The sequence below is a fragment of the Agrobacterium tumefaciens genome, from assembly GCA_025559845.1.
In the GTDB taxonomy this organism is placed as follows: domain Bacteria; phylum Pseudomonadota; class Alphaproteobacteria; order Rhizobiales; family Rhizobiaceae; genus Agrobacterium.
The window spans coordinates 2,609,125-2,632,945 of the sequence record CP048469.1; the positions used below are offsets into that span (position 1 = coordinate 2,609,125).

Below are 23,821 nucleotides of genomic sequence, written 5' to 3' on the forward strand. Positions count from 1 at the left end.
ATTCGATCGGCTCTGAGTTCGAGCCAAGGAGAAACCCATGACGCTGAACACGAAGCGCCGGGCCCTGACGGGCGCCGGTATAGGACTTGCTGTCTCTGTTGCTGCGGCAGCCCTCATATTCGACCTGCCTACAAGCCGCGATGCAACGGCTGCGTCTTCGCCCGAAGCACCGCCTGCGGTGCCGGTGACGGTTGCGACCGTCGAAAGCCGCAACGTCATGCGCTGGGAGGAATTCTCCGGCCGCCTCGAAGCTGTCGACCGGGTACAGATCCGCTCTCGCGTTGCCGGTCAGATCAAGGCCGTTCACTTCCGTGAAGGCGCGCTGGTGAAGGAGGGAGATGCGCTTTTCACCATCGACCAGGCCCCTTTTGAAGCCGCCGTCGCCGGTGCAGAGGCACAGGTTGCCTCGGCAGAAGCCAAGGTTAGCCTCGCAAGAACAGAGTTGGATCGCGGTCGTCGTCTTTCTGACAACCGCACCATCTCGCAAAGTGACCTTGATCAACGGCAAAGCTCGTTCGCTGACGCAGAGGCCCAGCTTCGTGCTGCCCGCGCCGCCCTGACCACAGCCCAACTCGACCTTGGCTACACCGAAATTCGTGCACCGGTCTCCGGTCGCGTCGGCAAGATCGAAATCACCGCAGGCAATCTCGTGGCTGCCGGCTCCACCTCAGCAGCGCTGACGACACTGGTGTCGGTCAACCCGATCTACGCCAGCTTCAACGCCAGCGAAGGGACCGTCGCAAGAGCACTATCCGAACTGCCGAAGACAGATGGCGCCCTGCCCGCTCTCGAGCAGATCCCGGTAGAGATCGGCACGCTGTCGGATGAAGGCACCCCGATCAAGGGCACCCTGCATCTGATCGACAACCAGGTCGATTCCGCAAGCGGCACCATCGGTGTACGGGCCGTCTTCGAAAACCCCGACGGCAGGCTCATTCCCGGCCAGTTCGTTCGGGTGAGAATGGGCGAACCGAAACCAGAAAACCGCATCGTTATCAGCGATCGGGCGATCGGCACCGACCAGGACAAGAAGTTCGTGTTCATCGTCGATGGCGAGAACAAGGTCAGCTACCGCCAGATCAAGCCCGGCGCTTCGGCCGACGGTCAGCGGATCGTCGAAAGCGGCCTCAGTGCCGGCGACACGATCGTCGTCAATGGTCTGCAGCGCATTCGCCCCGGCGCGACGGTCGCACCGCAGTCGGAAGAAAAGGTCGCGGCGACCCAGTAAGTCATAAAGGCGGCTCGCATTCGCGAGCCGCCGCCTCCCAACAGAAAATGCCCTGAAACTGGTAGCACGCGCTACCGGAATAGGGCTTTGCATTCCAGATTTTCACCCCGGAGAGGGCTTTGAAATGAACATCTCCAGATTTTTTGTCGACCGACCGGTGTTTGCCGCCGTTCTGTCGGTGCTGATTGTGGTGGCGGGCCTGCTCGGCATGCGCGCCCTGCCGATTTCCGAGTATCCGGAAGTCGTTCCTCCATCCGTCGTCGTACGCGCGACCTATCCGGGCGCTAACCCGAAGGTCATTGCTGAAACGGTGGCGACACCACTTGAAGAGCAGATCAACGGCGTCGAGGACATGCTCTACATGTCGAGCCAGGCAACCTCGGATGGCGTCTTGACGCTGACTGTTACCTTCAAGCTCGGTACCGACCCGGACAAGGCGCAGCAACTGGTGCAGAACCGCGTTTCGCAGGCAGAACCACGTCTGCCTTCGGAAGTCCGCGCGCTCGGCATCACCACGGTGAAAAGTTCGCCAGACTTCATCATGGTCGTCAACCTCGTCTCCACGACCGACGCCTACGACATCACCTATCTGCGCAACTACGCGACGTTGAACGTCAAGGACCGTCTTGCCCGCATCGAAGGCGTCGGCCAGGTGCAGGTCTTCGGCGCCGGTGACTATTCCATGCGCGTCTGGCTCGATCCGCAAAAGGTTGCCGAACATGATCTCGCCGCCAGCGACGTCTCTGATGCGATCCGTCAGCAGAACGTTCAGGCCGCAGCCGGTATCATTGGCGCTTCGCCAAGCCCTAACGGCGTCGATCTGCAATTGAACGTCAATGCGCAGGGCCGCCTGACCACGCCTGAAGAATTCGGCAACATCATCGTCAAGAGCGGTGCCAACGGTGAAATCACCCGTCTTCGCGACGTCGCGCGCATCGAACTTGGTGCGGCTGATTATACCCTGCGCTCTCTGCTCGATGGCAAGCCTGCCGTGGCCGTGGCCGTCCTTCAGGCACCCGGTTCCAACGCCATTGAAATCGCCGATAATGTCCGTGCAACCATGGACAATCTGCAACTGGCGATGCCGGACGGCGTGAAGTTCGAGATCGTCTACGACACGACAAAATTCGTACGTTCTTCCATCGAGAAGGTTGTCGACACACTCCTCGAGGCCGTTGGCCTCGTGGTACTCGTTGTCATCATCTTCCTGCAGACATGGCGCGCATCGATCATTCCATTGATCGCCGTTCCGGTATCGATCATCGGCACTTTCGGTGTGATGTACGCGTTCGGTTTCTCGATCAACGCGCTGACATTGTTTGGCCTCGTGCTGGCGATCGGTATCGTGGTGGATGATGCCATCGTGGTGGTGGAAAACGTCGAGCGAAACATCGAGAATGGTCTATCTCCGCGCGACGCGACCTATAAGGCGATGCGCGAAGTTTCCGGGCCTATCATCGCCATTGCGCTGGTGCTGGTCGCCGTGTTCGTACCATTGGCCTTCATTTCGGGTCTTTCGGGCCAGTTCTACCGGCAGTTCGCCTTGACCATCGCCATCTCGACGGTGATTTCGGCCATCAACTCGCTGACGCTTTCTCCCGCCCTTGCGGCACTGTTGCTCAAGGAGCACGGCGCACCCAAGGACTGGCTGACGCGCGGCATGGACAAGATCTTCGGCTGGTTCTTCCGTGGCTTCAACCGCGCCTTCGGCGCCGCCTCCAACGGTTACGGCCGGACTGTCGGCGGACTGGTATCGCGCAAGAGCCTAGTCATGCTGGTATACCTCGCCCTGGTTGGCGCGACCTACAGCATGTTCTCGACGGTTCCGAGCGGCTTCGTCCCCGGTCAGGACAAGCAGTATCTGATCGGTTTCGCCCAGCTCCCTGATGGCGCCACACTCGACCGGACGGAAGATGTCATCAAGCGCATGAGCGATATCGCCATGGAAACGCCCGGCGTCAGCAACGCCATCGCCTTCCCCGGCCTGTCGATCAACGGCTTCACCATCGGCTCCAACTCGGGCATCGTCTTTGCGGTTCTCGACGACTTCGAAAAGCGCAAGACACCGGAGCTTTCCGGTAATGCCATCGCCCTGCAACTAAACCAGAAATTCGCTGGTATTCAGGACGCCTTCATCGCCATGTTCCCGCCGCCACCGGTCAACGGTCTCGGCACGACCGGCGGCTTCAAGCTGCAGATCGAGGACCGTGCCGGTTACGGCTACCAGGCGCTTGACGAAGCCACCAAGGCGGTCATCGCCAAGGCCTATCAGACACCGGAACTGGCTGGCATCTTCTCCAGTTACCAGATCAATGTCCCGCAGCTCTATGCCGACCTCGACCGCGCAAAGGCGGAACAGCTTGGCGTCTCGGTGACGGATGTTTTCCAGACGCTGCAGATCTATCTGGGGTCACTCTATGTCAATGACTTCAACGCCTTCGGCCGTACCTACAGCGTGCGGGTGCAGGCAGACGCCCAGTTCCGCGCCCATGCGGAAGACATCGGACGTCTGAAGGTTCGCTCGGCAACGGGTCAGATGATTCCTCTGTCCACGCTGTTGAAAGTTGACGCGACGACAGGTCCGGAACGCACGAACCGCTACAACGGTTTCCTTGCGGCCGACATCAATGGTGGCCCTGCCCCCGGCTTCTCGTCCGGTCAGGCACAGGCCGCAATGGAAAAAATCCTCAACGAAACGCTGCCTCCCGGCATCGACTTCGAGTGGACGGACCTGACCTACCAGCAGATCCTCGCCGGCAATTCGAGCATCATCGTTTTCCCGCTTGCCCTGCTCCTGGTCTATCTTGTGCTGGCAGCGCAATATGAAAGCCTGACATTGCCGATCGCCATCATCATGATCGTGCCAATGGGTGTTCTCGCGGCGCTGACGGGCGTCTGGCTGACAGGTGGAGACAACAACATCTTCACCCAGATAGGCCTCGTTGTCCTTGTCGGACTTTCGGCGAAAAACGCGATCCTGATCGTGGAGTTCGCCCGAGAACTGGAGTTCGAAGGCAGGAAGCCGATTGCCGCCGCCATCGAGGCAAGCCGTCTGCGCCTTCGCCCGATCCTGATGACCTCGCTGGCCTTCATCATGGGTGTCGTTCCCTTGGTGGTCTCGACCGGCGCGGGCGCGGAAATGCGTGCCGCCATGGGTGTCGCCGTGTTCTCCGGCATGATCGGGGTAACGTTCTTCGGCATCTTCATGACGCCGGTGTTCTACGTGCTGATCCGCAAGCTTGCGGGTAACCGGCCGCTGGTTCAGCACAAGCAGGAAGAGGCAGCCAATTCGGACTACAAGCTCGAAAAGGCAGGCTGACACCGACCAAGAGCCACCGCCTGGCGCAGCCATGTTGCTGTGTCTGCGAAATGCCACGCATCTCAGCATGCGTGGCATTTTTTGTATTAAAACAACCCGTTTCTCTAAAATAGAATCTATTTCAACTGCTTAGACGAAAACAACGAACAAAGACCGGGGAGGAAAATCAAGATAACCAGAATAGATCCAGACGACACCATGTAATTCTCGATGTACATCTTTGTTTATACTTGAAATTTATGTTAGCCTCACGTCCATGATTCGAACTGAATGATTTGGTTCAGGAGCTGCATGATGGAGCACGACTACGAAAGCTGGGCGACGTCCGTCGCCTATTCGATCGTAATGCATGAAGGTCTGGATCTCGCCCTTTCCGCACAAAATCTGGACAAGGGAAAAACCAGAAGCAACCGGCACCGGTTGATGGAAGCTATCCGCCAGTCGTTGCTTGAAGCACGCTTGCACGGCCACACTGCGGCAGTGCCGGGCGTGTGACTTGCGATAGATCGCTGATCTCTGGAAAGCAGCGTTCAGCCTGCCAGCAAATCGGTCCTGATCGCGGCTTTTAGCGGCAGGTGGTCTGAGGCAATTCTTGCCAGGGCACTGTCATGCGCCTCTACCTGCTCCACCAGTCCCGCTCGGTTGGCAATGATCCTGTCGAGCGCCAGAACCGGCAGATTGGACGGAAAACTCGGGACCGCCGGCGGCATTCCGCCGAACGCGTCCCGCAACGTGTTCAGCGACGAACCGTTGCCGAGCCGCCATTCGTTAAGGTCGCCCATCAAAACAGTCGGGTATTCATCACGCTCTTCAAGCAACCCCAGAAGAGCTTGTGCCTGCCGGGCACGTGAATGCCGCAACAGGCCGAAATGCGCCGCGATAACCCGCAGGGTACCGCCGTGCTTCAGGTCGAGTTCCACCACCAAGGCTCCCCGTGGCTCCAATCCCGGCAGTTTCAGCGTATGGACGTCACGCACTGCGCCTTCGCGAAACAGCACGACATTGCCGTGCCAACCGTGAGCTTTCACACCCGCCTGAACCGGCACCGGAACAAGGCCACTCTCGCGCTCCAGCCGTGCGAGATCGAGAAGGCCGGTACGCTCGCCAAACCGGCTATCTGCTTCCTGAAGCGCAATGATATCGGCGCCAATTTCCTGAATGACGCGGCTCGTTCTCTCAGGGTCAAACTTTCGATCCCGCCCGACGCATTTGTGAACATTGTAGGATGCGATGACAGGAAAGGCATGATTTTTGGTCACAAGAGATGGCGCCAACCGTTTCTTGCGTTCACGCAGCGATTTGATCACGAAGGCCGGCAAGCCTGTGTTCTTCGCCACCTTCATCTCTGCATCTTCAGGCACATCTTTTCGTTTCATGCTGTCTTTCCGGTCAGAGGTAAGGCGAGGCAAGCCACAGGACGCGCTCCCCCAAACGGACAACGAATGGCCGCGCCATTAGTTCGGCCAATCGCACCGGAACGGCATTATCCCGCACCTTTCTGATGTATTGAGCCGTTTGTCCCGCAAAGTCCCTGTCCATCACTTCAAGATCGATTTCAAAGTTCAGCCGCAACGAGCGTGGATCGAGATTGGACGAACCGACGTAAGCCCAGCACTCGTCGATCACTACGAGCTTGGAATGGTTGAACGCCCCTGTCGCGCGCCAGATGCGGCAATAATTCTTCAGCATCTGGTCGAACTGCGCTGTCATGGCACGGTCCACCAGCACGAGATTATTGCTTTTCGGGACGACGATATCCACCAGAACGCCACGCCTCGCTGCAGTCGTGATCGCCGAAATAAGCTCTCGATCCGGGAGAAAATAGGGCGACATGATGAGAATGGACGATCGCGCGATAGAAAAGGCACCCATCAGCATCTTGTGGTTCGTCTCGATGCTCTTGTCCGGACCTGACGAAGAAACACGTGCGACAAGCTGCGAGCCCGGCGTGCTCAGGGGAATTGCCGGGTCCCACATGGGAATATCCAGCAACTCGCCAGTGGTGAAGCGCCAGTCCTCTGCCGCAATCGAAAAGAAATCGGCAACCACTGGACCGGTGATCTTGAAGTGCCTGTCCTGCGCCTGATGTTCCCCGGCGAACTCGGAGGTAAATCCCTCGCGAATGTTCATTCCACCGCTAAACGCGATGCTGCCATCCACCACGAGGATCTTTCGGTGCGTACGCAGATTGGCATAAGGCAAACGAAGCCCCATGATGACGTTACCGTTGAAGACATTCGCCGCGATGCCCTTGTCCCGTAGCGTTGGCAGAATACTGGGCACCGAATAGCGGGCGCCGACGGCGTCGACGAGAACGCGTACCTCGACCCCACGCGACTTTGCCCTTTCCAGAGCCTCGACAAAGCGAGCACCAATCCTGTCATTGTCGAAAATGTACGTCTCCAGAATGACCGAGCGTCTCGCCTGTTCGATGGCATCGAGCATGTGCGCATAGGCTTCGTCGCCAGTGACGAGCGTTTCTATACTGTTTCCGGTGGTCAAAGCATGACGCGTCACCCTGTCGCCCAACGTCTTCATTGCCTCGAAACGGCGCCCGAAACGTTCGGCAATCATCTGGCCGGTGGCATCAAATTGAGCCACCCGATCCATGATCTCGTCCTGCATAAAGGAACGCTGCTGCGTGAGGCTCGAGCGGCGGATACGGTTGATGCCGGCAATTGCGTAGATCACGGCTCCGACAATCGGCGAGAGCACGATAACGCCCACCCAGCCGAGCGCCGAGCGAACCTCTTCCTTGGTCATGGTGGCATGCACGGCCGCCACGGTCCCCATCAGAACCGAAAGAACAGCGAGAATATGCGGCCAGTAAGCGACAATCAAATCGAGCATGATCGAACTATAGTGCAGTTCGCCGATCCCGCAATGCAAGCGTGCATGACAGGCGAAACTGGCGCTGGACTTTCATTGCCATGCTATTACGGGATAAACCCTTGCGGGATTAGCGGTGGAAACTGGAGAGGCGATATGTCATGAGAGCGCATCTTGATCTTCGGGCAACGCGGCCGAAAGCAGTCGCGCATGCCAGCAGCGTTTGAAAGCAAGGCCGTGATGCAGGAAAATACCCAGGGCGCTGTCATCGTTATTTCCAGCCATGTGATGCGCGGATCGGTCGGCAACCGTGCCGCCGTCTTCGCTCTGGAAACGCTGGGCTTTCCGGTCTGGGCTGTCCCGACCATTGTCATGCCCTGGCATCCCGGCCACGGCCCCTCCACCCGGATGAGATTTCAGGACGATGATTTCGACAAGGCCATGACCGACCTCGAAAACGCGAAGTGGGTTGGCGAGGTCAAGGCCGTCCTGACCGGCTACTTCGGAAGTGCATCACAGGTCCGTTCCGTTGCCCGCATGATCCGCAACCTCAAGGAAAAGAACCCCGCACTGGTCTATGCCTGCGATCCGGTGATGGGCGATAAGGGCGGCCTCTATATTCCCGAGGAGACGGCCGCGGCCATCCGCGACGAACTCATCCCATTGGCAACACTCGCAACCCCCAATCGGTACGAACTCGCCTGGATGAGCGGCGCAGAACTCGAGACCAACAACGCGATCATGGATGCGGCACTGGCACTCGGTCCGTCGAAGATGCTCGTGACCTCGGCTGTGCCGATGATGGCTGGCGGCACCGGCAATCTCTACCTCAGCGGCAAACACGCACTCCTGGCCGAACACCGTGCCATCGAGGATGCGCCCAACGGCCTGGGCGATCTGATATCGGCCCTTTTCCTTGCCCGGCTATTGGAAGGCATGGATGATGAAAAGGCGCTGCAACTGGCCACAGCGAGCGTGTTTGAAGTCCTCGCCAGAACCAAAAAACGCGACATGAACGAATTGACGCTTGAAACCGATTCCGCCAGCCTTTCCACGCCAATGGCCATGGTACAAACGCGTCATCTCTTGCATCCTTCACGCAGCAGGCGCAAATAGCGCCCGGAGGATGGTCTTCAACGCACCGGGCTCGTCTCGCGATCCGGTCCAGCATAACGGTACTGCGATATCATGAAAGATTTTCCAGAAAACCTTCTGAACGGTTACAAGAACTTCATGGCCGGTCGCTACGCCGACGAGCGCGAACGATATCGCGTTCTGGCGGAAACCGGCCAGAAGCCGCAAACCCTGTTCATTGCCTGTTGCGACTCCCGTTCTGCACCGGAAACGATTTTCGATTGCGGACCGGGCGAGCTTTTCGTGGTCAGAAACGTCGCCAACATGGTGCCGCCCTTCGAGCCGGATGGTCAGTATCACGCGACGTCTGCGGCAATCGAATATGCCGTGCAGGTGCTGAAGGTGAAGGACATCGTGGTCATGGGCCATGGCCGCTGCGGTGGCATTCAGGCAGCCCTCGACCCCAATCTGGAACCGTTGTCGCCCGGCGACTTCATCGGCAAATGGATGAATCTGGTCAAATCGGCCGCCGAACAGATCCAGAGCAACGACGTCATGACACCTTCCGAGCGGCAAACGGCACTGGAGCGCGTCTCCATCCGCAATTCCATCGCCAACCTTCGCGCGTTCCCGTTTGTGAAAGCGCAGGAAACAGCCGGCAAGGTCAAGCTGCACGGCGCCTGGTTCGACATTTCGACCGGCGAATTGTGGGTGATGGATAACAAAACGGGCGACTTTCGCCGCCCGGAACTTTGATTGAAAAGAGGTTGACGGCCGGGATTACTGGCCGTCGATCGCCTTGCCGATGAAGGCAATTGCCTGCTGGTAAACACTGGCAGCGTTCCAGCCCTGAATGGCGGCGAAGTTCGTCTGGCCCTGCTGGTAACCCGCACCGCGCTGCCAGCCGTGACCGACCAGGAAGTTTGCCGTCGACGCCAATGCATCGGCGCGCGAGCCAACCAGATCGACGCGGCCGTCGCGGTCGAAATCCACACCGTAGCGTACGACGTTGAGCGGCAGGAACTGCGTCTGGCCGATCTCGCCGTGAGCTGCGCCCTTGGCGTTGACATTCAGGGAGCCGTTCCCCACCAGCTTGAGGGCAGCATAGAGCTGCTCGGTGAAATAGTCAGAACGACGGCAGTCGTAGGAGAGCGTCGCAACGGCAGACAGCGTGTGCTGGTTGCCCATGAAGCCGCCAAAACCGGTTTCCATGCCCCAGATTGCCAGGAGAGGACCTGCAGGAACGCCGTAGGCTTTTTCGATCGATGCGAACAATGCAGCATTGTTCTTCTTCATCGTCTTGCCGCGCGAAATGATCGCCTGGCCACCACGCTTCTGCATGAACTGGTCGAAAGACAGTTTGAAGCTGTGCTGTCCGCGGTCAGCGCGAATGGTCGCCTGATTGTAGGAAACGCCGGCAAAGGCACGGTCGAGCACGGAGGCGCTGACGCCACGGCCCACCGCTTCCTGCTTGAACGCGCCAACCCATGCGCCGAATCCGGCCGAGGTGTTACCACACTGCGCAGCCAGAACCGGCGTCGCGACCAAAACCGAAACCATGGCCGTACCGGCCAGGATTGCCTTCATAACCCGCATCAAAATCTGCCTTCGATATCCTTTTGGGAAACAGTCCCAAGAAAAAAAGTCTCTGTTATCGAGAACTGTGGCATCAAATTGCCTTTCGGCGAATGAGCCTGCAAATAAACTGGCCGTGATGACCCAAATTTGAGAAAACCCGCCCGTCCTCCACACAGAACAAGCGGGTTATACTTAACAAACCTTACAAAATGGTATCAGGCAGCCGCCTTGCGGGGCTTGATGAGACCACGGTTTACCAGCAGCTCGGCGATCTGGATGGCATTGAGAGCTGCACCCTTGCGCAGGTTGTCGGAAACAACCCACAGGTTCAGGCCATTCTCGACCGTCGCGTCTTCGCGGATACGCGAGATGTAGGTCGCATCTTCACCAGCGGATTCGACCGGAGTGATGTAACCACCGTTTTCGCGCTTGTCGATGACAAGGCAACCAGGTGCTTCGCGCAGGATATCACGCGCCTGATCGGCAGTGATCTCGTTTTCGAACTCGATGTTGACCGATTCAGAATGGCCGATGAAGACAGGTACGCGCACGGCCGTGCAGGTTACCTTGATCTTCGGATCGAGCATCTTCTTCGTTTCGGCCAGAACCTTCCACTCTTCCTTCGTGTAGCCGTCTTCCATGAAGACGTCGATGTGCGGAATGACGTTGAAGGCGATACGCTTGGTGAACTTCTTCGCTTCAACCGGATCGGCTACGAAAACCGCACGGGTCTGCTGGAAGAGTTCGTCCATGCCTTCCTTGCCAGCGCCGGAAACCGACTGGTAGGTGGAGACGACAACGCGCTTGATCTTGGCAACGTCGTGCAACGGCTTCAGCGCGACAACGAGCTGGGCTGTGGAGCAATTCGGGTTTGCGATGATGTTCTTCTTCGTGAAGCCTTCAACCGCATCCGGGTTGACTTCCGGAACGATCAACGGAACTTCGGAATCGTAACGCCATGCGGAGGAGTTGTCGATTACGACGCAACCCTGCTGGCCGATCTTCGGCGACCACTTCTTCGAAACGTCGCCGCCAGCCGACATCAGGCAGATATCGGTATCGGAGAAGTCGTAGTTTTCCATGTTGGAAACCTTCAACGTCCGATCGCCATAAGACACTTCCGTACCCTGCGAGCGGGCCGAAGCGAGCGCCACGACCTCATCGGCCGGGAAACCACGTTCTGCGAGGATGTTAAGCATTTCGCGACCGACATTGCCGGTGGCGCCTGCGATTGCAACTTTAAAACCCATGATCAAGCTCTCTTTCTATCTCTCCTCTTTTTGGTGAGGGGGAACCCGCAAAACCCGCGGCTTCCTTGATCCCCAGCCAAACCGGGGAGAGAGCGGTGGCCAGAGACGTCAGACGGTTTTAATCGTCGTTTTGGCCGTAATTCGGATGGAATGAGAAAAGCGCGGTTGATCGCCGGCGGATTGTGCCGGTCCTTCCATGACATTCATGTATGCGACATGTCTGCTCAAGGTCGTGCTCCTTCTTCGGGCACAGCTATTAGAAGGTTTCTTGTTTCTGTCAAGCGCAAAGGCACGTGCCAAGCGTTCGCACGGGACCTCGAATGCGGCTCGCCGCGACATTTCCGCAAAGGAAACATTAGACTAAAGTCATAATCCCAAAGCATCTCTCTATCTTGGGTTAATTTTCTGTCACTCTACCTGTCTGCGTACTGCGCCTTCTAGGGGGGACTCGGAGGAGAGAGACGGGTTCCGGCGGTACGCTCATTTGACATCTGTGGAGGACAGACAATGGCAAACGTTGCAGCCGTCAGCGGCTCCGCCCGTCCCATGACGGGTGAAGAGAAGAAGGTGATCTTCGCCTCTTCTCTTGGAACAGTCTTCGAGTGGTATGATTTCTATCTGTACGGTTCGCTCGCAATCTATATCGGCGCGAACTTCTTCAGCCAGTATCCGGAAACAACCCGTAACATCTTCGCGCTGCTTGCCTTTGCCGCCGGCTTCCTCGTACGCCCGTTCGGCGCACTGGTGTTCGGTCGTCTGGGCGATATCGTCGGCCGCAAATACACGTTCCTCATTACCATTCTCATCATGGGTTTCTCGACCTTTGTGGTCGGGATCCTGCCCGGTGCCTCGCAGATCGGCATTGCAGCCCCCATCATCCTCATCATTCTGCGCATGCTGCAGGGCCTGGCGCTCGGCGGCGAATATGGCGGTGCGGCGACCTACGTGGCCGAACATGCCCCGAACGGCCGCCGCGGCTATTACACCTCGTGGATTCAGACGACGGCAACACTCGGCCTGTTCCTCTCGCTGGTGGTCATTCTCGGCGTGCAGTTCGCACTTGGCCGCGAAGCCTTTGCTGCCTGGGGCTGGCGCATCCCGTTCCTGCTGTCGGTCATTCTGCTTGGCGTCTCGGTCTGGATTCGTCTGAAAATGAACGAATCCCCTGCTTTCAAGAAGATGAAAGAAGAAGGCAAAACCTCCAAGGCGCCGCTTAGCGAAGCTTTCGGCCAGTGGAAAAATGCCAAGATCGCCATCATCGCCCTGCTCGGCGCCGTCGTCGGTCAGGCTGTCGTCTGGTACACAGGCCAGTTCTACGCACTGTTCTTCCTGCAGAGCATCCTGAAGGTGGACGGGCAATCGGCCAACATCATGGTTGCAGCAGCCCTTATCCTCGGCACCAGCTTCTTCGTGATCTTCGGCTGGCTGTCCGACAAGATCGGTCGCAAGCCGATCATCATGGCCGGCCTCATCCTGGCGATGCTGACCTACTTCCCGCTGTTCAAGGCATTGACCTGGGCAGGCAATCCGGCACTGGCGGAAGCGCAGGCAACCGTTCGCGCCACTGTAACGGCTGCACCGGGAGACTGCCGGTTCCAGTTCAACCCGACCGGAACGGCAAAGTTTACCACGTCCTGCGATATCGCCACATCGTTCCTGACACGCAATTCCGTCCCTTATGACGTCGTTGCAGGACCGGCGGGCCAGCCGGCGACCGTCAAGATCGGCGATGCCACCATCACCAGCTTTGACGCAATCGCAGCCGGTGCAGATGCCGCTGCCAAAGACAGGGCCTTCCAGAAGCAGGTGAACATTGCCCTGCATGACGGTGGTTATCCGCTGGTCCGCGGTGCTGCCCAGGTGCCGGAAGCCAAGCTGGACGCCTTCATTGCCGCCAATCCGGAACTCGGCCTCAATGCCGACGCCGTTCGCGCCACCGAAAGGAAAATGGTCGCGACGGACAAGCTGGTAGCCGACAAGCTGCTGACTGCAGCCGAAACTGGTGGTGCGGCCGAAATGGCGGTCTTTACGATTGCCAATGGTGGGACCTTCTCGATGGTTGCCGACCCGGCGAGCGTCAACTGGGTGGTCATTATCGCGGTGCTGACCGTGCTCGTGATCTATGTGACCATGGTCTACGGTCCGATTGCCGCATTGCTGGTAGAATTGTTCCCGACCCGTATCCGTTACTCTGGCATGTCGCTGCCCTACCACATCGGCAACGGCTGGTTCGGTGGCCTTCTTCCAGCAACCGCATTCGCCATGAGCGCGGCCAAGGGCGATATCTACTACGGCCTCTGGTATCCGATCATCTTCGCAGGCATCACGCTGGTCATTGGCCTGCTGTTCCTGCCGGAAACCAAGGATCGCGACATCCACGCGATGGATTGATCGAGCTCGAACAGAAAATCAAAAAACCCGGCAAAACTGCCGGGTTTTTTGTTGCCACCGTACGAACCGTACCGAAAGTGACCTTTCCCGGTCGGTCATTCCGTCGCAGGTAGACGCCCACCAATTTGGAGACAACTGCGCGCGGAATAGGGTATGAGGCGCTATTGATCGGCAGAGGGAGAGCGATTTTGAAAATTGGGACACCCAAGGAAATTTATGAGGGCGAGGCCCGCGTCGGCATGACGCCCGACAGCGCCCTGGCGTTGCAAAAGCTTGGCTACGAATGCGTGATTGAGAGTGGCGCGGGCAAAGCCGCCGGTTTCACCGACGATGCCTATCGCGCCGCAGGCGTGACCGTGGCCGAGAGTGCGGATGCGCTTTATTCACAGTCAGACGTGATCGCAAAAGTGCGGCCGCCGGAAAATGGCGAAGTTGCGCGGCTGTCGGCTGACAAGACGCTGATCTCTTTCTTCTATCCCGCCCAGAACAAGGATCTGCTGGAACAGGCCAAGGCCAGTGGCGCGAATGTCATCGCCATGGACATGGTGCCGCGCATTTCCCGCGCCCAGAAGATGGACGCCCTGTCCTCCATGGCCAATATCGCCGGTTATCGTGCGGTGATCGAGGCCGGTAACAACTTCGGTCGCTTCTTCACCGGTCAGGTGACGGCAGCCGGCAAGGTTCCCCCGGCCAAGGTCCTGGTCATTGGCGCAGGTGTCGCTGGCCTCGCAGCCATCGGTACGGCAACATCGCTTGGCGCAATCACCTATGCTTTCGACGTGCGCCCGGAAGTGGCCGAGCAGATCGAGTCCATGGGCGCCGAGTTCGTCTATCTCGATTTCGCCGAACAGCAGGATGGTGCAACTACTGGCGGTTACGCCGCTCCCTCCTCGCCCGAGTTCCGCGAAAAGCAGCTAGAGAAGTTCCGCGAGCTTGCTCCGCAGATCGACATCGTCATCACCACGGCGCTGATCCCTGGACGGGACGCACCGAAACTGTGGCTGGCCGACATGGTCGCCGCCATGAAGCCGGGTTCGGTCATCATCGATCTCGCCGCCGAACGTGGTGGCAACTGCGATCTGACGGTTGCCGACCAGCGTGTCGTGTCCGAAAACGGCGTCATCGTCATCGGTTATACGGATTTCCCGAGCCGCATGGCGACGCAGGCGTCGACGCTCTACGCTACCAACATCCGTCACATGATGACCGATCTGACGCCTGCCAAGGACGGTCAGGTTGTTCATAATATGGAAGATGATGTCATTCGCGGCGCAACCGTGACCTATCAGGGCGACATCACTTTCCCGCCACCACCACCGAAGATTCAGGCCATTGCCGCGCAGAAACCGAAGGAAAAAGCCAAGGAGCTGACGCCGGCGGAAAAGCATGCCAAGGAACTGGCGGAATTCAAGGCGCAGACGAAGAGCCAGGTTGGCCTCTTGGCTGTCGGCACGGCCATCCTGCTTCTCGTCGGCGTTTACGCCCCTGCAAGCTTCATGAGCCATTTCATCGTTTTTGTGCTCGCCTGCTTTATCGGTTTCCAGGTCATCTGGAACGTCAGCCACTCGTTGCACACGCCGCTGATGGCAGTGACGAACGCCATCTCTGGCATCGTTATTCTTGGCGCACTCTTGCAGATCGGCTCCAGCAACTGGCTGGTGGTCATCCTTGCCGCTCTTTCCGTCCTGATCGCCACGATCAACATCGTCGGCGGTTTCCTCGTGACACGGCGCATGCTCGCCATGTTCCAGAAGTCCTGAGCCGTGCGGGGATCTCATAAATGACCATTGGTATTGTTTCCGCGGCCTATGTTGCCGCAGCCGTTCTGTTCATCCTCTCCCTTGGCGGTCTTTCCGGTCAGGAAAGCGCCAAGCGGGCCGTCTGGTACGGCATCGTCGGCATGGGGCTTGCCGTCATCGCCACGGTTTTCGGACCCGGCGTCGGACACTGGTTCATCGTGCTTCTGATGCTGGCAGGCGGTTCGGTGCTCGGCTACTTTGTCGCAAGCCGCGTGCAGATGACCGAAATGCCGCAGCTCGTAGCGGCACTGCACTCCTTTGTCGGTCTTGCTGCTGTCTTCATCGGCTTCAACGCCCATATCGAGGAAGCCCATGTTGCTGGCCTCGATGAGGCCGCGCGCGCAGCGCTCACCGGCTTCTCCGCCATCCTGGCGCACAAGACCCCCGTTGAACTGGCCATCATGAAGGTCGAGGTTTTCCTTGGTGTCTTCATTGGTGCCGTAACGTTCACCGGCTCCGTCATTGCTTTCGGCAAGCTGGCCGGCAAGGTCGACGGCAAGGCGAAGAAACTGCCAGGCGGCCACTTCCTCAATGCCGGTGCGGCCATTGCTTCGCTGCTGCTGCTGGTCATGTACTGCAATGGCGCCGGCATCTGGACACTGATCCTGATGACGCTTCTTGCCTTCTTCATCGGTTACCACCTGATCATGGGTATCGGCGGCGCCGACATGCCGGTCGTGGTTTCGATGCTGAACAGCTATTCCGGCTGGGCGGCAGCGGCCATCGGCTTTACCCTCGGCAACGATCTCCTGATCGTCACGGGCGCTCTGGTCGGCTCCTCGGGTGCGATCCTGTCTTACATCATGTGCAAGGCCATGAATCGCTCCTTTGTGTCGGTCATCCTCGGCGGCTTCGGCGGCACGACGGGTCCGGCGATGGAAATAGAGGGTGAGCAGGTTGCAATCGACGCCGAAGGTGTTGCCGCGGCGCTGAACGATGCCGACAGCGTCATCATCGTTCCGGGTTACGGCATGGCGGTGGCGCAGGCCCAGCAAGCCGTTTCCGAGCTGACGCGCAAGCTGCGTGCCGACGGCAAGACCGTGCGTTTCGCCATCCATCCGGTCGCAGGTCGTCTGCCCGGCCACATGAACGTGTTGCTCGCCGAGGCGAAGGTGCCATACGACATCGTGCTTGAAATGGACGAGATCAACGAAGACTTTCCGAATACGGACGTCGTCATCGTCATCGGCTCGAACGACATCGTCAACCCGGCCGCTCAGGATGATCCGAACTCGCCCATCGCCGGCATGCCGGTTCTGGAAGTGTGGAAATCCAAGCTGGTGATCGTCTCCAAGCGCGGCCAGGGAACAGGATACTCCGGCATCGAGAACCCGCTGTTCTACAAGGACAACACCCGCATGTTCTACGGGGACGCGAAAAAGTCCATCAACGACCTTCTCCCCCTCATCGAGTAAAACAAAAGGGCGTTTCCAGTTTTCGGAAACGCCCTTTTTCATGAAATCATAGTCTGAAACGCGCGTCAGAGAACGTGATAGCTGCGGTTGAAATACATCAGCGCCTGCTCGCGATCACTGATCACCATATCCACCACTTCGCAAATCAGGATGTCGTGCGTTCCACCGTCATGTGCGGTGCGGATACGGCAATCGAACGAGACGAGTGCGTCCTCGAGGACCGGTGCACCAGTCTGCAGCACATGCCAGCGTCCAGCCGCAAAACGCTGCTCCACCGGCGTCTTTCCACCGAACAGACTGCTCAATTCCTGATGCTGTGCGCCAAGCGTATTGACGCAGACGACGCCATTCGCCTTGACGGTGTTATAAGCGGAGGAACTGCGGTTGATGCAAACGAGCAAGGTCGGAGGATTGTCCGAAACGCTGCAAACGGCTGTTGCGGCAAAACCGGCTCGACCCGCCGCGCCATCCGTTGTCACGACATGCACCGCTGCCGCCAGTCGCGACATGGCGTTTCGATATTCAAGGCCAAGCTCTTGTGCAGTCTTCGCCTCCATGCGCATTTCCTTTTCCAGAGACACCATCTGCATCTAACCTATCCTTCCTTAACAGGCTCTCAAGCCAGGACGCAGGCGTCTTCGAAAGCAAAGCGCGGAAGGCGCCCGAACAGCTTCGACGGATCACCGTGGCCCAGATTGATGAGAAAGTTGGATTTCCATGTCGTGCCAGCGAAGAACGCTTCATCCACCTTGTTTTTATCGAAGCCGGACATGGCACCGGTATCAAGACCGAGCGCACGCGCTGCCATGATGAGATAACCAGCTTGCAAGGTTGCATTACGGAACGCCGTCTCCTCGGCCATGGCCGGGCTGGATGTGAACCAGGAGCGGGCATCGGCGTGGGGGAACAGCAGCGGCAGCTTTTCGTAAAACTCGCTGTCGATTGCGGCAATCACCGTAACCGGAGCGCTCATGGTTTTTTCGAGATTGCCGGATGAAAGCGCCGGTCGCAGCTTTTCCTTGCCTTCGGCAGTACGCACGAACACGAAACGTGCTGGCGAGCAATTGGCCGAAGTTGGGCCCATCTTCGTCAGGTCGTAAAGTTTCGTCAGAAGTTCATCGCTGACAGGCTCGCCATTCCAGCCATTGTGGGTGCGGGCTTCGGTGAAAAGCGCGGCAAGTGCCTGATTGTCCAGTGCAGTCGTCATTGAATTGAAGGTCCCGTCAGTTTGTTTGCGATGCCGGTAGCAGAAACTGCATGAGGCGTCTGTTGAAAAAATCCGGCTCGGTCACGTTTACCGCATGCGCTCCAAAATCCATGAGGCAGAGTTCGGCCTGCGGCAGCCCTTCCGCCAGTCGAACAGACCGGGTGTAGGGAACCAGAAGATCATCCCTGGTAGCGATAACAAGGGTGGGATTGCCGATGTCAGCCAGATGATCGTCGAGATCAAAGCCTCTCAGTGCCGCGATACGCCGCAGTACATTCGTCTTTCCCTGAAAATGCGACACACCATGCACGTCATCCTTTGCCAGACGCTCGGCGTTTTCCGACATCCACACCGCCGGATACAGGAACAGCGGCTGCGCCTTCACAAAGGCTTCGACACCGGACTTTTCAAGAAGTTCGATACGAACGTCAAAGCAACGGCCGGAATGCGGGTCCGCCTTGCTCCATGCATTGATCAGAACGAGCTTGTCGATCAGTTCGGGTTTGCGAAGAGCAAGATCGAGACCGACCAGACCACCAAGTGCATGACCCATGAAATGAAAAGTTTCGAGGTTCAGGGCTTTGGCAATCTCCAGAACATCATCGGCCATGGCCGATATACCGCCCTCCGACGCCTCGCCGCCCGTTCGACCCGTGCCACGATGGTCATAGGTGACGACACGGAAGTGTTCGGCAAGCAGCGCAATCTGCGGCGCCCAGTAAGCGCCCGATCCGCCAAGCCCGGAAGACAGGATAATCGTTTCTGCCCGCGGGAAAGCCCCGCCATGAACCTCGAAATGCATCATGATTGCGGGTGCCCTTATTTGCCGATATGGGCAACGGTGGCGATTTCCACCAGAGCGTCAGGCTTCACCAGACCGCACTGAATGCAGTAACGCGCCGGTTTGTCACCGGGAAAATACTCGGCATAGACCTTGTTGACGGCCTGATAATTCGCCCAGTCGGTGATGAAGATGTGGTTCATCGTCACGTCTTCCATGGTGCCACCAGCCGTTTCGATGACAGACTTGATGGTTTCCAGCACATGCCGGGTCTGCGCACCCGCATCACCCACGTGCACCACGTTGTTGTCCTTGTCGAACGGTAGCGTACCCGAGACGTAAACGACACCGTCCGCCAGTGTCCCCGGCGAGTAAGGGGCGATGGGCTTGGAGGTTCCTTCAGGCACGACGATCTTTTTCGGCATTACATTCTCCTCTTTTAGCGTTCGGGATCAGTCTTGGACGGGAGCGGCCTGGGAAATCACGCCGCAGAAATCATTGACGGTCGCGACCCAGCCGAAGAATTTTTCGACGTTGTAGACCGTGGCCTGCTGGATGTAGTCCGGCCCAAGATGATGGGTCGCATCTTCCAGCATGACACCGAAATATTCGAGATGGAAAGCATCACGAAGCGAACTCTCGACGCAGACATTGGTAGCGATACCAACGAAAACGAGATTGCGAATACCGCGTGCCCGCAGCACACTATCCATATTGGTATTGAAGAAACCGCTGTAACGCGTCTTCGGCACCAGGATGTCGCCCGGCTGCGGCTGCAGTTCATCGACGATGGCGTAATCCCAGGTTCCCTTGGCCAGAAGCTGACCCTGCAATTCGGGGTTGGCCCGCATATGCTTCAGGGCATTGGACTTGTGCCAGTTTGGCGAACCGGGGCCTCCCGCCTCGACATACTCCTTGTCCCAGCCATTCTGGAAGTAAATGACCTGAACGCCTGCGGCACGCGCCGCATCCAGCGTCTTCTTGATGTTGGCGATGGTGCCTTTCGCGCCAGAAATGTCGAACCCGGCGAGATCGACATAACCGCCTTCAGTCGAATAGGCATTTTGCATATCAACCACCACAACAGCGGTTTCGCTCGGATTAAGCGTGATCGGCTCCGGCCGGGCCGGAAGCGTGACGCTCTCCGACCGGCTTTTCGGCGCCCGGTATCCTGCCACGATGGCCTCGCTCATTCTGCTGCCTCCAATGCGGGCTTGATATGCTGACGGCTCTTCATCAGCGGCTGCACATATTTGCCGAATTTCTCGATGCCTTCGACAAAATCATCGAAGGTCAGCATGACGCCACCGGTGCCGGGCACTTCGCTCATTTCATCCAGCATCGCCGCGACTTCCTCATAAGAACCGATGATCGTTCCCATGTTGATGTTGACGGCCGAGACAGGGTTGGACATGTGCCGGACGTTGGTGTCGGAGCCCGACTTGGTATCGGCAGCGCTTTGCAAGCCGAGCCACTTGATCGCCTCCTCATCGGCACCGGCCTTGTAGTGTTCCCACTTCGCCCAGGCGTCTTCAGATTTTTCCTCGGCAAGAACCATGGTGAGGACAAAGGAACGCACGTCGCGACCCGTCTTTTCGTTGGCGGCCAGCAGCCGTTCATTGGTCGGCGCGAAGGCCTTGGGCGTATTGACGCCGACACCGAAACAAAAACTGTAATCGGCAAACTTCGCCGAAAAGGCCATGCCGGCATTGGATGACCCGGCGCAGATGAGCTTTACGTCGCCTTGCGGCACGGGCTTCATCCGGCAGTCTTCCATGGTGAAATACTTGCCCTTCAGGTCCGACTGCCCCGTGGTCAGCAGTTCCTTCAAAACAGTCGTATATTCATCGAGATATTCGTAACGATCGGCGAAATATTCGTCACCCGGCCACAGGCCCATCTGGCTGTACTCCGGTCGCTGCCAGCCAGTAACGAGATTGATGCCAAAACGGCCGCCGGAGATGCTGTCGATCGTGGTCGCCATGCGCGCCACGATGGCAGGGGGCATGACCAGAGTTGCGGCGGTGCCGAACAGCTTGATCTTGGAGGTGACGGCAGCCAGACCCGCCATCAACGTGAAGGACTCCAGATTGTAGTCCCAGAATTCCGTCTTGCCGCCGAAGCCGCGCAGCTTGATCATCGAAAGCGCGAAGTCGAAACCGTATTTTTCGGCCTTTAGCGTGATTTCCTTGTTCAGTTCAAAACTCGGCTTGTATTGCGGCGAGTTCTCCGAGAGCAGCCACCCATTGTTCCCGATCGGAATAAAAACACCAATTTCCATTTGGCTTGTCCTTCCCCTTTTTCACATCAGGCATGTCCTGATTTGACAATTGAGAAGCAGGTTCCGTGCCAAACAAAAAAATCTATACTATTCAATGGCATGGATGCTTGCCCTCAAATAATTTTTACCGAAAGATAAAAAATTTATCATTCGGTAAATAAACCTGCTCAAATCTTTAGCACGAATATCGGGGCCTGAACAGAAAAAGGGCGACCGATGAGGCCGCCCTTTATTTATGCCAATAATAGGTCAATGTTTTAGACGAGACGTTGCTCCGCATAGGCGTGAACCGCACGGAACGCCGCTTCGGCAGCAGCAATCACGCGCGCCTCTTCTTCCTCGCTCAGTTCGATTTCATCGAGTGCCGCCGTAAAGGTCCGCCAATGCAGGCCGCGCCCTTCCGGGGCCCCAGCCAGATGCCGGGCACCGAACTCTTCATTGAGGCCAAGCTTTGCGGCATCCTTGAGAAGGAAAGCGGCGCCAAGGTTGGAGCCTTCAACCACATAGAGCCAACCCATCGCTTCCGGCAGATCGAACGCGGTTTCGCTGGTGAAACGAGGGGTTTTCGTTTCGGGCAGTGTGCGCTCCAGGTCGGCGAGATCCTGCTCGATCATCGACAGACGACGACGGCCCTTGAGGTCCGGCAGCAGGCCGTCCAGCGTGTCGTTGGAGAAGAAGACATCCAGGTCGCGGTGAAACAGATATTGGGTCTCGACGAATTTTCCGTAGCTGTCCCTGCTCTCAAAAGGCTTCGCCGCCATGATGAAAGTGTCCAGCCCGCCATGCGCGCCGCGCGTTGCAGCCTTCAGGCGCTTTGCCCGGCTCTGCTCTGCATCTCCTGCCACCGTCGGCGTCTCCGCAATACTCATCACATTCATCCCTGTTGCCCGCTATTGGAACCGTGCAATAAAAATCTTTACTCTCATAGTCAAATTTTATTTTCGCGCATTCGCAGGCTTCTCCAGTTTAGCCGACCTTATTTTTCCTCACAAATTCAAATGGCTTGCCAGCACTGGTCCACACAGCTGCAGTTAGCGCTTTACAACTAACATGTCACTGCGTTATCAATTTGCAGTCACTTGGGAGGAGCATACAATTGACCCAGAAATTTGGCCTTTCGGCAGCGCTGACTACACCCTTTAAAACCGATGGATCGATCGACATTGACGCCATGATCGCGCACGCGCGCCGCTGCCTTTCAAGCGGCTGCAACAGCGTAACGCTGTTTGGCACCACCGGTGAAGGCAGCTCGATTGGCAGCGTCGAACGCCAAACCATCCTCTCGCGTTTTATCGAAGCGGGAATTGCGCCGTCCTCTCTCGTGACAGGCGTTCTGGTCGACTCCATCGAGGATGCCGCACTACAGTCAGCGGAAGCACTGAAGGCAGGCGCCCGCAATATTCTTCTCGCCCCACCCTCTTATTTCAAGAATGTCAGCGATGATGGGCTGTTCGCCTGGTTCTCTGCCGTTTTCGAAAAGATTGGCAAAGGTGCGCGCGACATCCTCGTGTACAACATCCCGTCCGTCACCATGGTAACGCTCTCTGTTGACCTGGTCGGTCGTCTGAAAACAGCCTTCCCCGGCATCGTGACCGGCGTGAAGGACTCGTCAGGAAACTGGCCTCATACGGAACGGCTGCTCAAGGAACATGGCGATCTGGCGATCCTGATCGGTGACGAACGCGATCTCGCCAAAGGCGTACGTCTCGGCGGTCATGGCGCGATTTCTGGTGTCGCCAACTTCCTGCCGCAGGAAGTCCGGACCATGGCCGTTGACGGCAAGGACGACAAGCGCATCGAAGATCTTGTTGTGGAACTTCTCAAATTTCCGGTAACGCCCGCCGTCAAGGTGCTGCTATCACACACGACAGGGGAAAATGTCTGGCTCGAGGTGCGCGCCCCGCTCGTGGCAGTTTCGCCTGAGGACAGAGGGCAGATTGGAGCGGCGTTCGATACGCTGTTCCGCAAGCAGGCGGCCTGAAAAGGATCTGGCATGGAAGACACCGGCGAACAGACAACCTTGAGGGAAAAGGCGTATGAGAGTTTTACGCATCACCTTCTTGCGCGCGATGTTCGCCCTGGCCAGTTCATCTCGCAACGCCGCCTTGTCGAACTGACGGGCCTGCCACTCGGAGCGATCCGCGAGGCTATCCCGAGGCTCGAGGCCGATGGCCTTATCAAGACAGTTCCCCAGCGCGGGTTGCAGGTCGCTCATATCGATATCAACCTGATCCGTGAGGCATTCCAGTTCCGAATCCTGCTGGAAAAGGAAGCGGTTGCCAACTTCACGCGAACTGCCTCTGACGACGCCATCGCGGCCATGCTGAAAGACCACCGCGATATTGCCAACGCAGCGGAAATGGGCAGTTCACCAGAACTGGACGAACGCGCGCAGGCGGTGGACTGGGGCATGCATGATGCCTTCATCGACTCGCTCGGCAACTCGATCATCTCGAATGCCTACCGGGTCAACTCGATCAAGATGCGCCTCATCAATCAGGAGCGTTTTCGCATCGCCGGTCACGTGAAGTCGGTAATGAAGGAGCACCTCGTCATTCTTGAAGCCGTCGAACGACGATCCGTCGACGAAGCCGTTGATCGGCTGACCGCCCATATCCGCAATGCAAGGGACAGGGCGCTGACCGTATAAAATTGAAAACCGGCCGGGG

The 23,821-nt window shown here is 57.9% G+C and carries 21 protein-coding genes; 10 read left to right on the forward strand and 11 right to left on the reverse strand.

Annotated elements, in window-relative coordinates:
• Positions 1-37: 37 nt before the first annotated feature.
• The 3 genes from FY156_13240 to FY156_13250 all read left to right on the forward strand — a co-directional run bounded on the left by FY156_13240 (position 38) and on the right by FY156_13250 (position 5,042).
• Complete coding sequence (locus FY156_13240) at positions 38-1,228, forward strand: efflux RND transporter periplasmic adaptor subunit (protein UXS02360.1); 1,191 nt, start codon at positions 38-40, stop codon at positions 1,226-1,228.
• Between the two features lie 124 nt (positions 1,229-1,352).
• Positions 1,353-4,547 (forward strand): efflux RND transporter permease subunit, encoded by a 3,195-nt coding sequence (locus FY156_13245; GenBank protein UXS02361.1) that lies wholly within the window; start codon positions 1,353-1,355, stop codon positions 4,545-4,547.
• Positions 4,548-4,838: 291 nt separating this feature from the next.
• Positions 4,839-5,042, forward strand: coding sequence for a hypothetical protein (locus FY156_13250; protein ID UXS02362.1), 204 nt, complete (start codon positions 4,839-4,841; stop codon positions 5,040-5,042).
• A gap of 35 nt (positions 5,043-5,077) precedes the next feature.
• Here the strand turns inward: FY156_13250 and FY156_13255 are convergent, their stop codons facing one another.
• Both FY156_13255 and FY156_13260 read right to left on the reverse strand, forming a co-directional pair.
• Positions 5,078-5,923: an endonuclease/exonuclease/phosphatase family protein gene (locus tag FY156_13255; GenBank protein UXS02363.1), complete on the reverse strand. Its 846-nt coding sequence runs from the start codon at positions 5,921-5,923 to the stop codon at positions 5,078-5,080.
• A 13-nt stretch (positions 5,924-5,936) separates the two neighbouring features.
• A complete protein-coding gene (locus tag FY156_13260; GenBank protein ID UXS02364.1) occupies positions 5,937-7,397 on the reverse strand; it encodes a cardiolipin synthase in 1,461 nt (486 codons plus the stop codon).
• Positions 7,398-7,616: 219 nt separating this feature from the next.
• Here FY156_13260 and pdxY point away from each other — a divergent pair, with 219 nt between their 5' ends.
• Together pdxY and FY156_13270 are read left to right on the forward strand one after the other, a co-directional pair.
• Positions 7,617-8,492 carry a pyridoxal kinase PdxY gene (pdxY, locus tag FY156_13265; protein UXS03148.1) on the forward strand — a complete coding sequence of 292 codons (876 nt, stop codon included), beginning with the start codon at positions 7,617-7,619 and terminating at the stop codon, positions 8,490-8,492.
• 72 nt (positions 8,493-8,564) lie between these two features.
• Positions 8,565-9,206, forward strand: coding sequence for a carbonic anhydrase (locus FY156_13270; GenBank protein UXS02365.1), 642 nt, complete (start codon positions 8,565-8,567; stop codon positions 9,204-9,206).
• Between the two features lie 24 nt (positions 9,207-9,230).
• On the opposite strand, the gene FY156_13275 is transcribed toward FY156_13270, so the two are convergent.
• Both FY156_13275 and FY156_13280 read right to left on the reverse strand, forming a co-directional pair.
• The gene (locus FY156_13275; GenBank protein ID UXS02366.1) at positions 9,231-10,046 is read right to left on the reverse strand and encodes a lytic transglycosylase; all 816 of its coding nucleotides are present in this window, start codon (positions 10,044-10,046) and stop codon (positions 9,231-9,233) included.
• 197 nt (positions 10,047-10,243) lie between these two features.
• A complete protein-coding gene (locus FY156_13280) occupies positions 10,244-11,278 on the reverse strand; it encodes an aspartate-semialdehyde dehydrogenase (GenBank protein UXS02367.1) in 1,035 nt (344 codons plus the stop codon).
• Between the two features lie 507 nt (positions 11,279-11,785).
• Here FY156_13280 and FY156_13285 point away from each other — a divergent pair.
• From FY156_13285 to FY156_13295, 3 genes are all read left to right on the forward strand, one after another.
• Positions 11,786-13,669, forward strand: coding sequence for an MHS family MFS transporter (locus FY156_13285; GenBank protein ID UXS02368.1), 1,884 nt, complete (start codon positions 11,786-11,788; stop codon positions 13,667-13,669).
• A gap of 188 nt (positions 13,670-13,857) precedes the next feature.
• The gene (locus FY156_13290) at positions 13,858-15,429 is read left to right on the forward strand and encodes a Re/Si-specific NAD(P)(+) transhydrogenase subunit alpha (GenBank protein UXS02369.1); all 1,572 of its coding nucleotides are present in this window, start codon (positions 13,858-13,860) and stop codon (positions 15,427-15,429) included.
• 20 nt (positions 15,430-15,449) lie between these two features.
• The gene (locus FY156_13295; GenBank protein ID UXS02370.1) at positions 15,450-16,883 is read left to right on the forward strand and encodes an NAD(P)(+) transhydrogenase (Re/Si-specific) subunit beta; all 1,434 of its coding nucleotides are present in this window, start codon (positions 15,450-15,452) and stop codon (positions 16,881-16,883) included.
• A 65-nt stretch (positions 16,884-16,948) separates the two neighbouring features.
• On the opposite strand, the gene rutF is transcribed toward FY156_13295, so the two are convergent.
• The 7 genes from rutF to FY156_13330 form a co-directional block, all read right to left on the reverse strand.
• Complete coding sequence (gene rutF, locus FY156_13300; protein ID UXS02371.1) at positions 16,949-17,473, reverse strand: pyrimidine utilization flavin reductase protein F; 525 nt, start codon at positions 17,471-17,473, stop codon at positions 16,949-16,951.
• A 26-nt stretch (positions 17,474-17,499) separates the two neighbouring features.
• Positions 17,500-18,090 (reverse strand): malonic semialdehyde reductase, encoded by a 591-nt coding sequence (locus tag FY156_13305; GenBank protein ID UXS02372.1) that lies wholly within the window; start codon positions 18,088-18,090, stop codon positions 17,500-17,502.
• A gap of 16 nt (positions 18,091-18,106) precedes the next feature.
• On the reverse strand, positions 18,107-18,895 hold the full coding sequence (gene rutD, locus FY156_13310; protein UXS02373.1) for a pyrimidine utilization protein D: 789 nt from the start codon (positions 18,893-18,895) through the stop codon (positions 18,107-18,109).
• A 14-nt stretch (positions 18,896-18,909) separates the two neighbouring features.
• Positions 18,910-19,296, reverse strand: coding sequence for a pyrimidine utilization protein C (rutC, locus tag FY156_13315; GenBank protein ID UXS02374.1), 387 nt, complete (start codon positions 19,294-19,296; stop codon positions 18,910-18,912).
• 27 nt (positions 19,297-19,323) lie between these two features.
• Positions 19,324-20,064 carry a pyrimidine utilization protein B gene (rutB, locus tag FY156_13320; protein UXS02375.1) on the reverse strand — a complete coding sequence of 247 codons (741 nt, stop codon included), beginning with the start codon at positions 20,062-20,064 and terminating at the stop codon, positions 19,324-19,326.
• The gene (rutA, locus tag FY156_13325; GenBank protein ID UXS02376.1) at positions 20,061-21,152 is read right to left on the reverse strand and encodes a pyrimidine utilization protein A; all 1,092 of its coding nucleotides are present in this window, start codon (positions 21,150-21,152) and stop codon (positions 20,061-20,063) included. Before rutA ends, rutB begins: the two co-directional genes overlap by 4 nt.
• Before the next feature lie 257 nt (positions 21,153-21,409).
• The gene (locus tag FY156_13330; GenBank protein ID UXS02377.1) at positions 21,410-22,021 is read right to left on the reverse strand and encodes a biliverdin-producing heme oxygenase; all 612 of its coding nucleotides are present in this window, start codon (positions 22,019-22,021) and stop codon (positions 21,410-21,412) included.
• A gap of 227 nt (positions 22,022-22,248) precedes the next feature.
• On the opposite strand from FY156_13330, the gene FY156_13335 reads away from it, so the two are divergent.
• Both FY156_13335 and FY156_13340 read left to right on the forward strand, forming a co-directional pair.
• A complete protein-coding gene (locus FY156_13335) occupies positions 22,249-23,133 on the forward strand; it encodes a dihydrodipicolinate synthase family protein (GenBank protein UXS02378.1) in 885 nt (294 codons plus the stop codon).
• Between the two features lie 12 nt (positions 23,134-23,145).
• Complete coding sequence (locus FY156_13340; GenBank protein ID UXS02379.1) at positions 23,146-23,802, forward strand: GntR family transcriptional regulator; 657 nt, start codon at positions 23,146-23,148, stop codon at positions 23,800-23,802.
• The last annotated feature ends 19 nt before the right edge of the window (positions 23,803-23,821 follow it).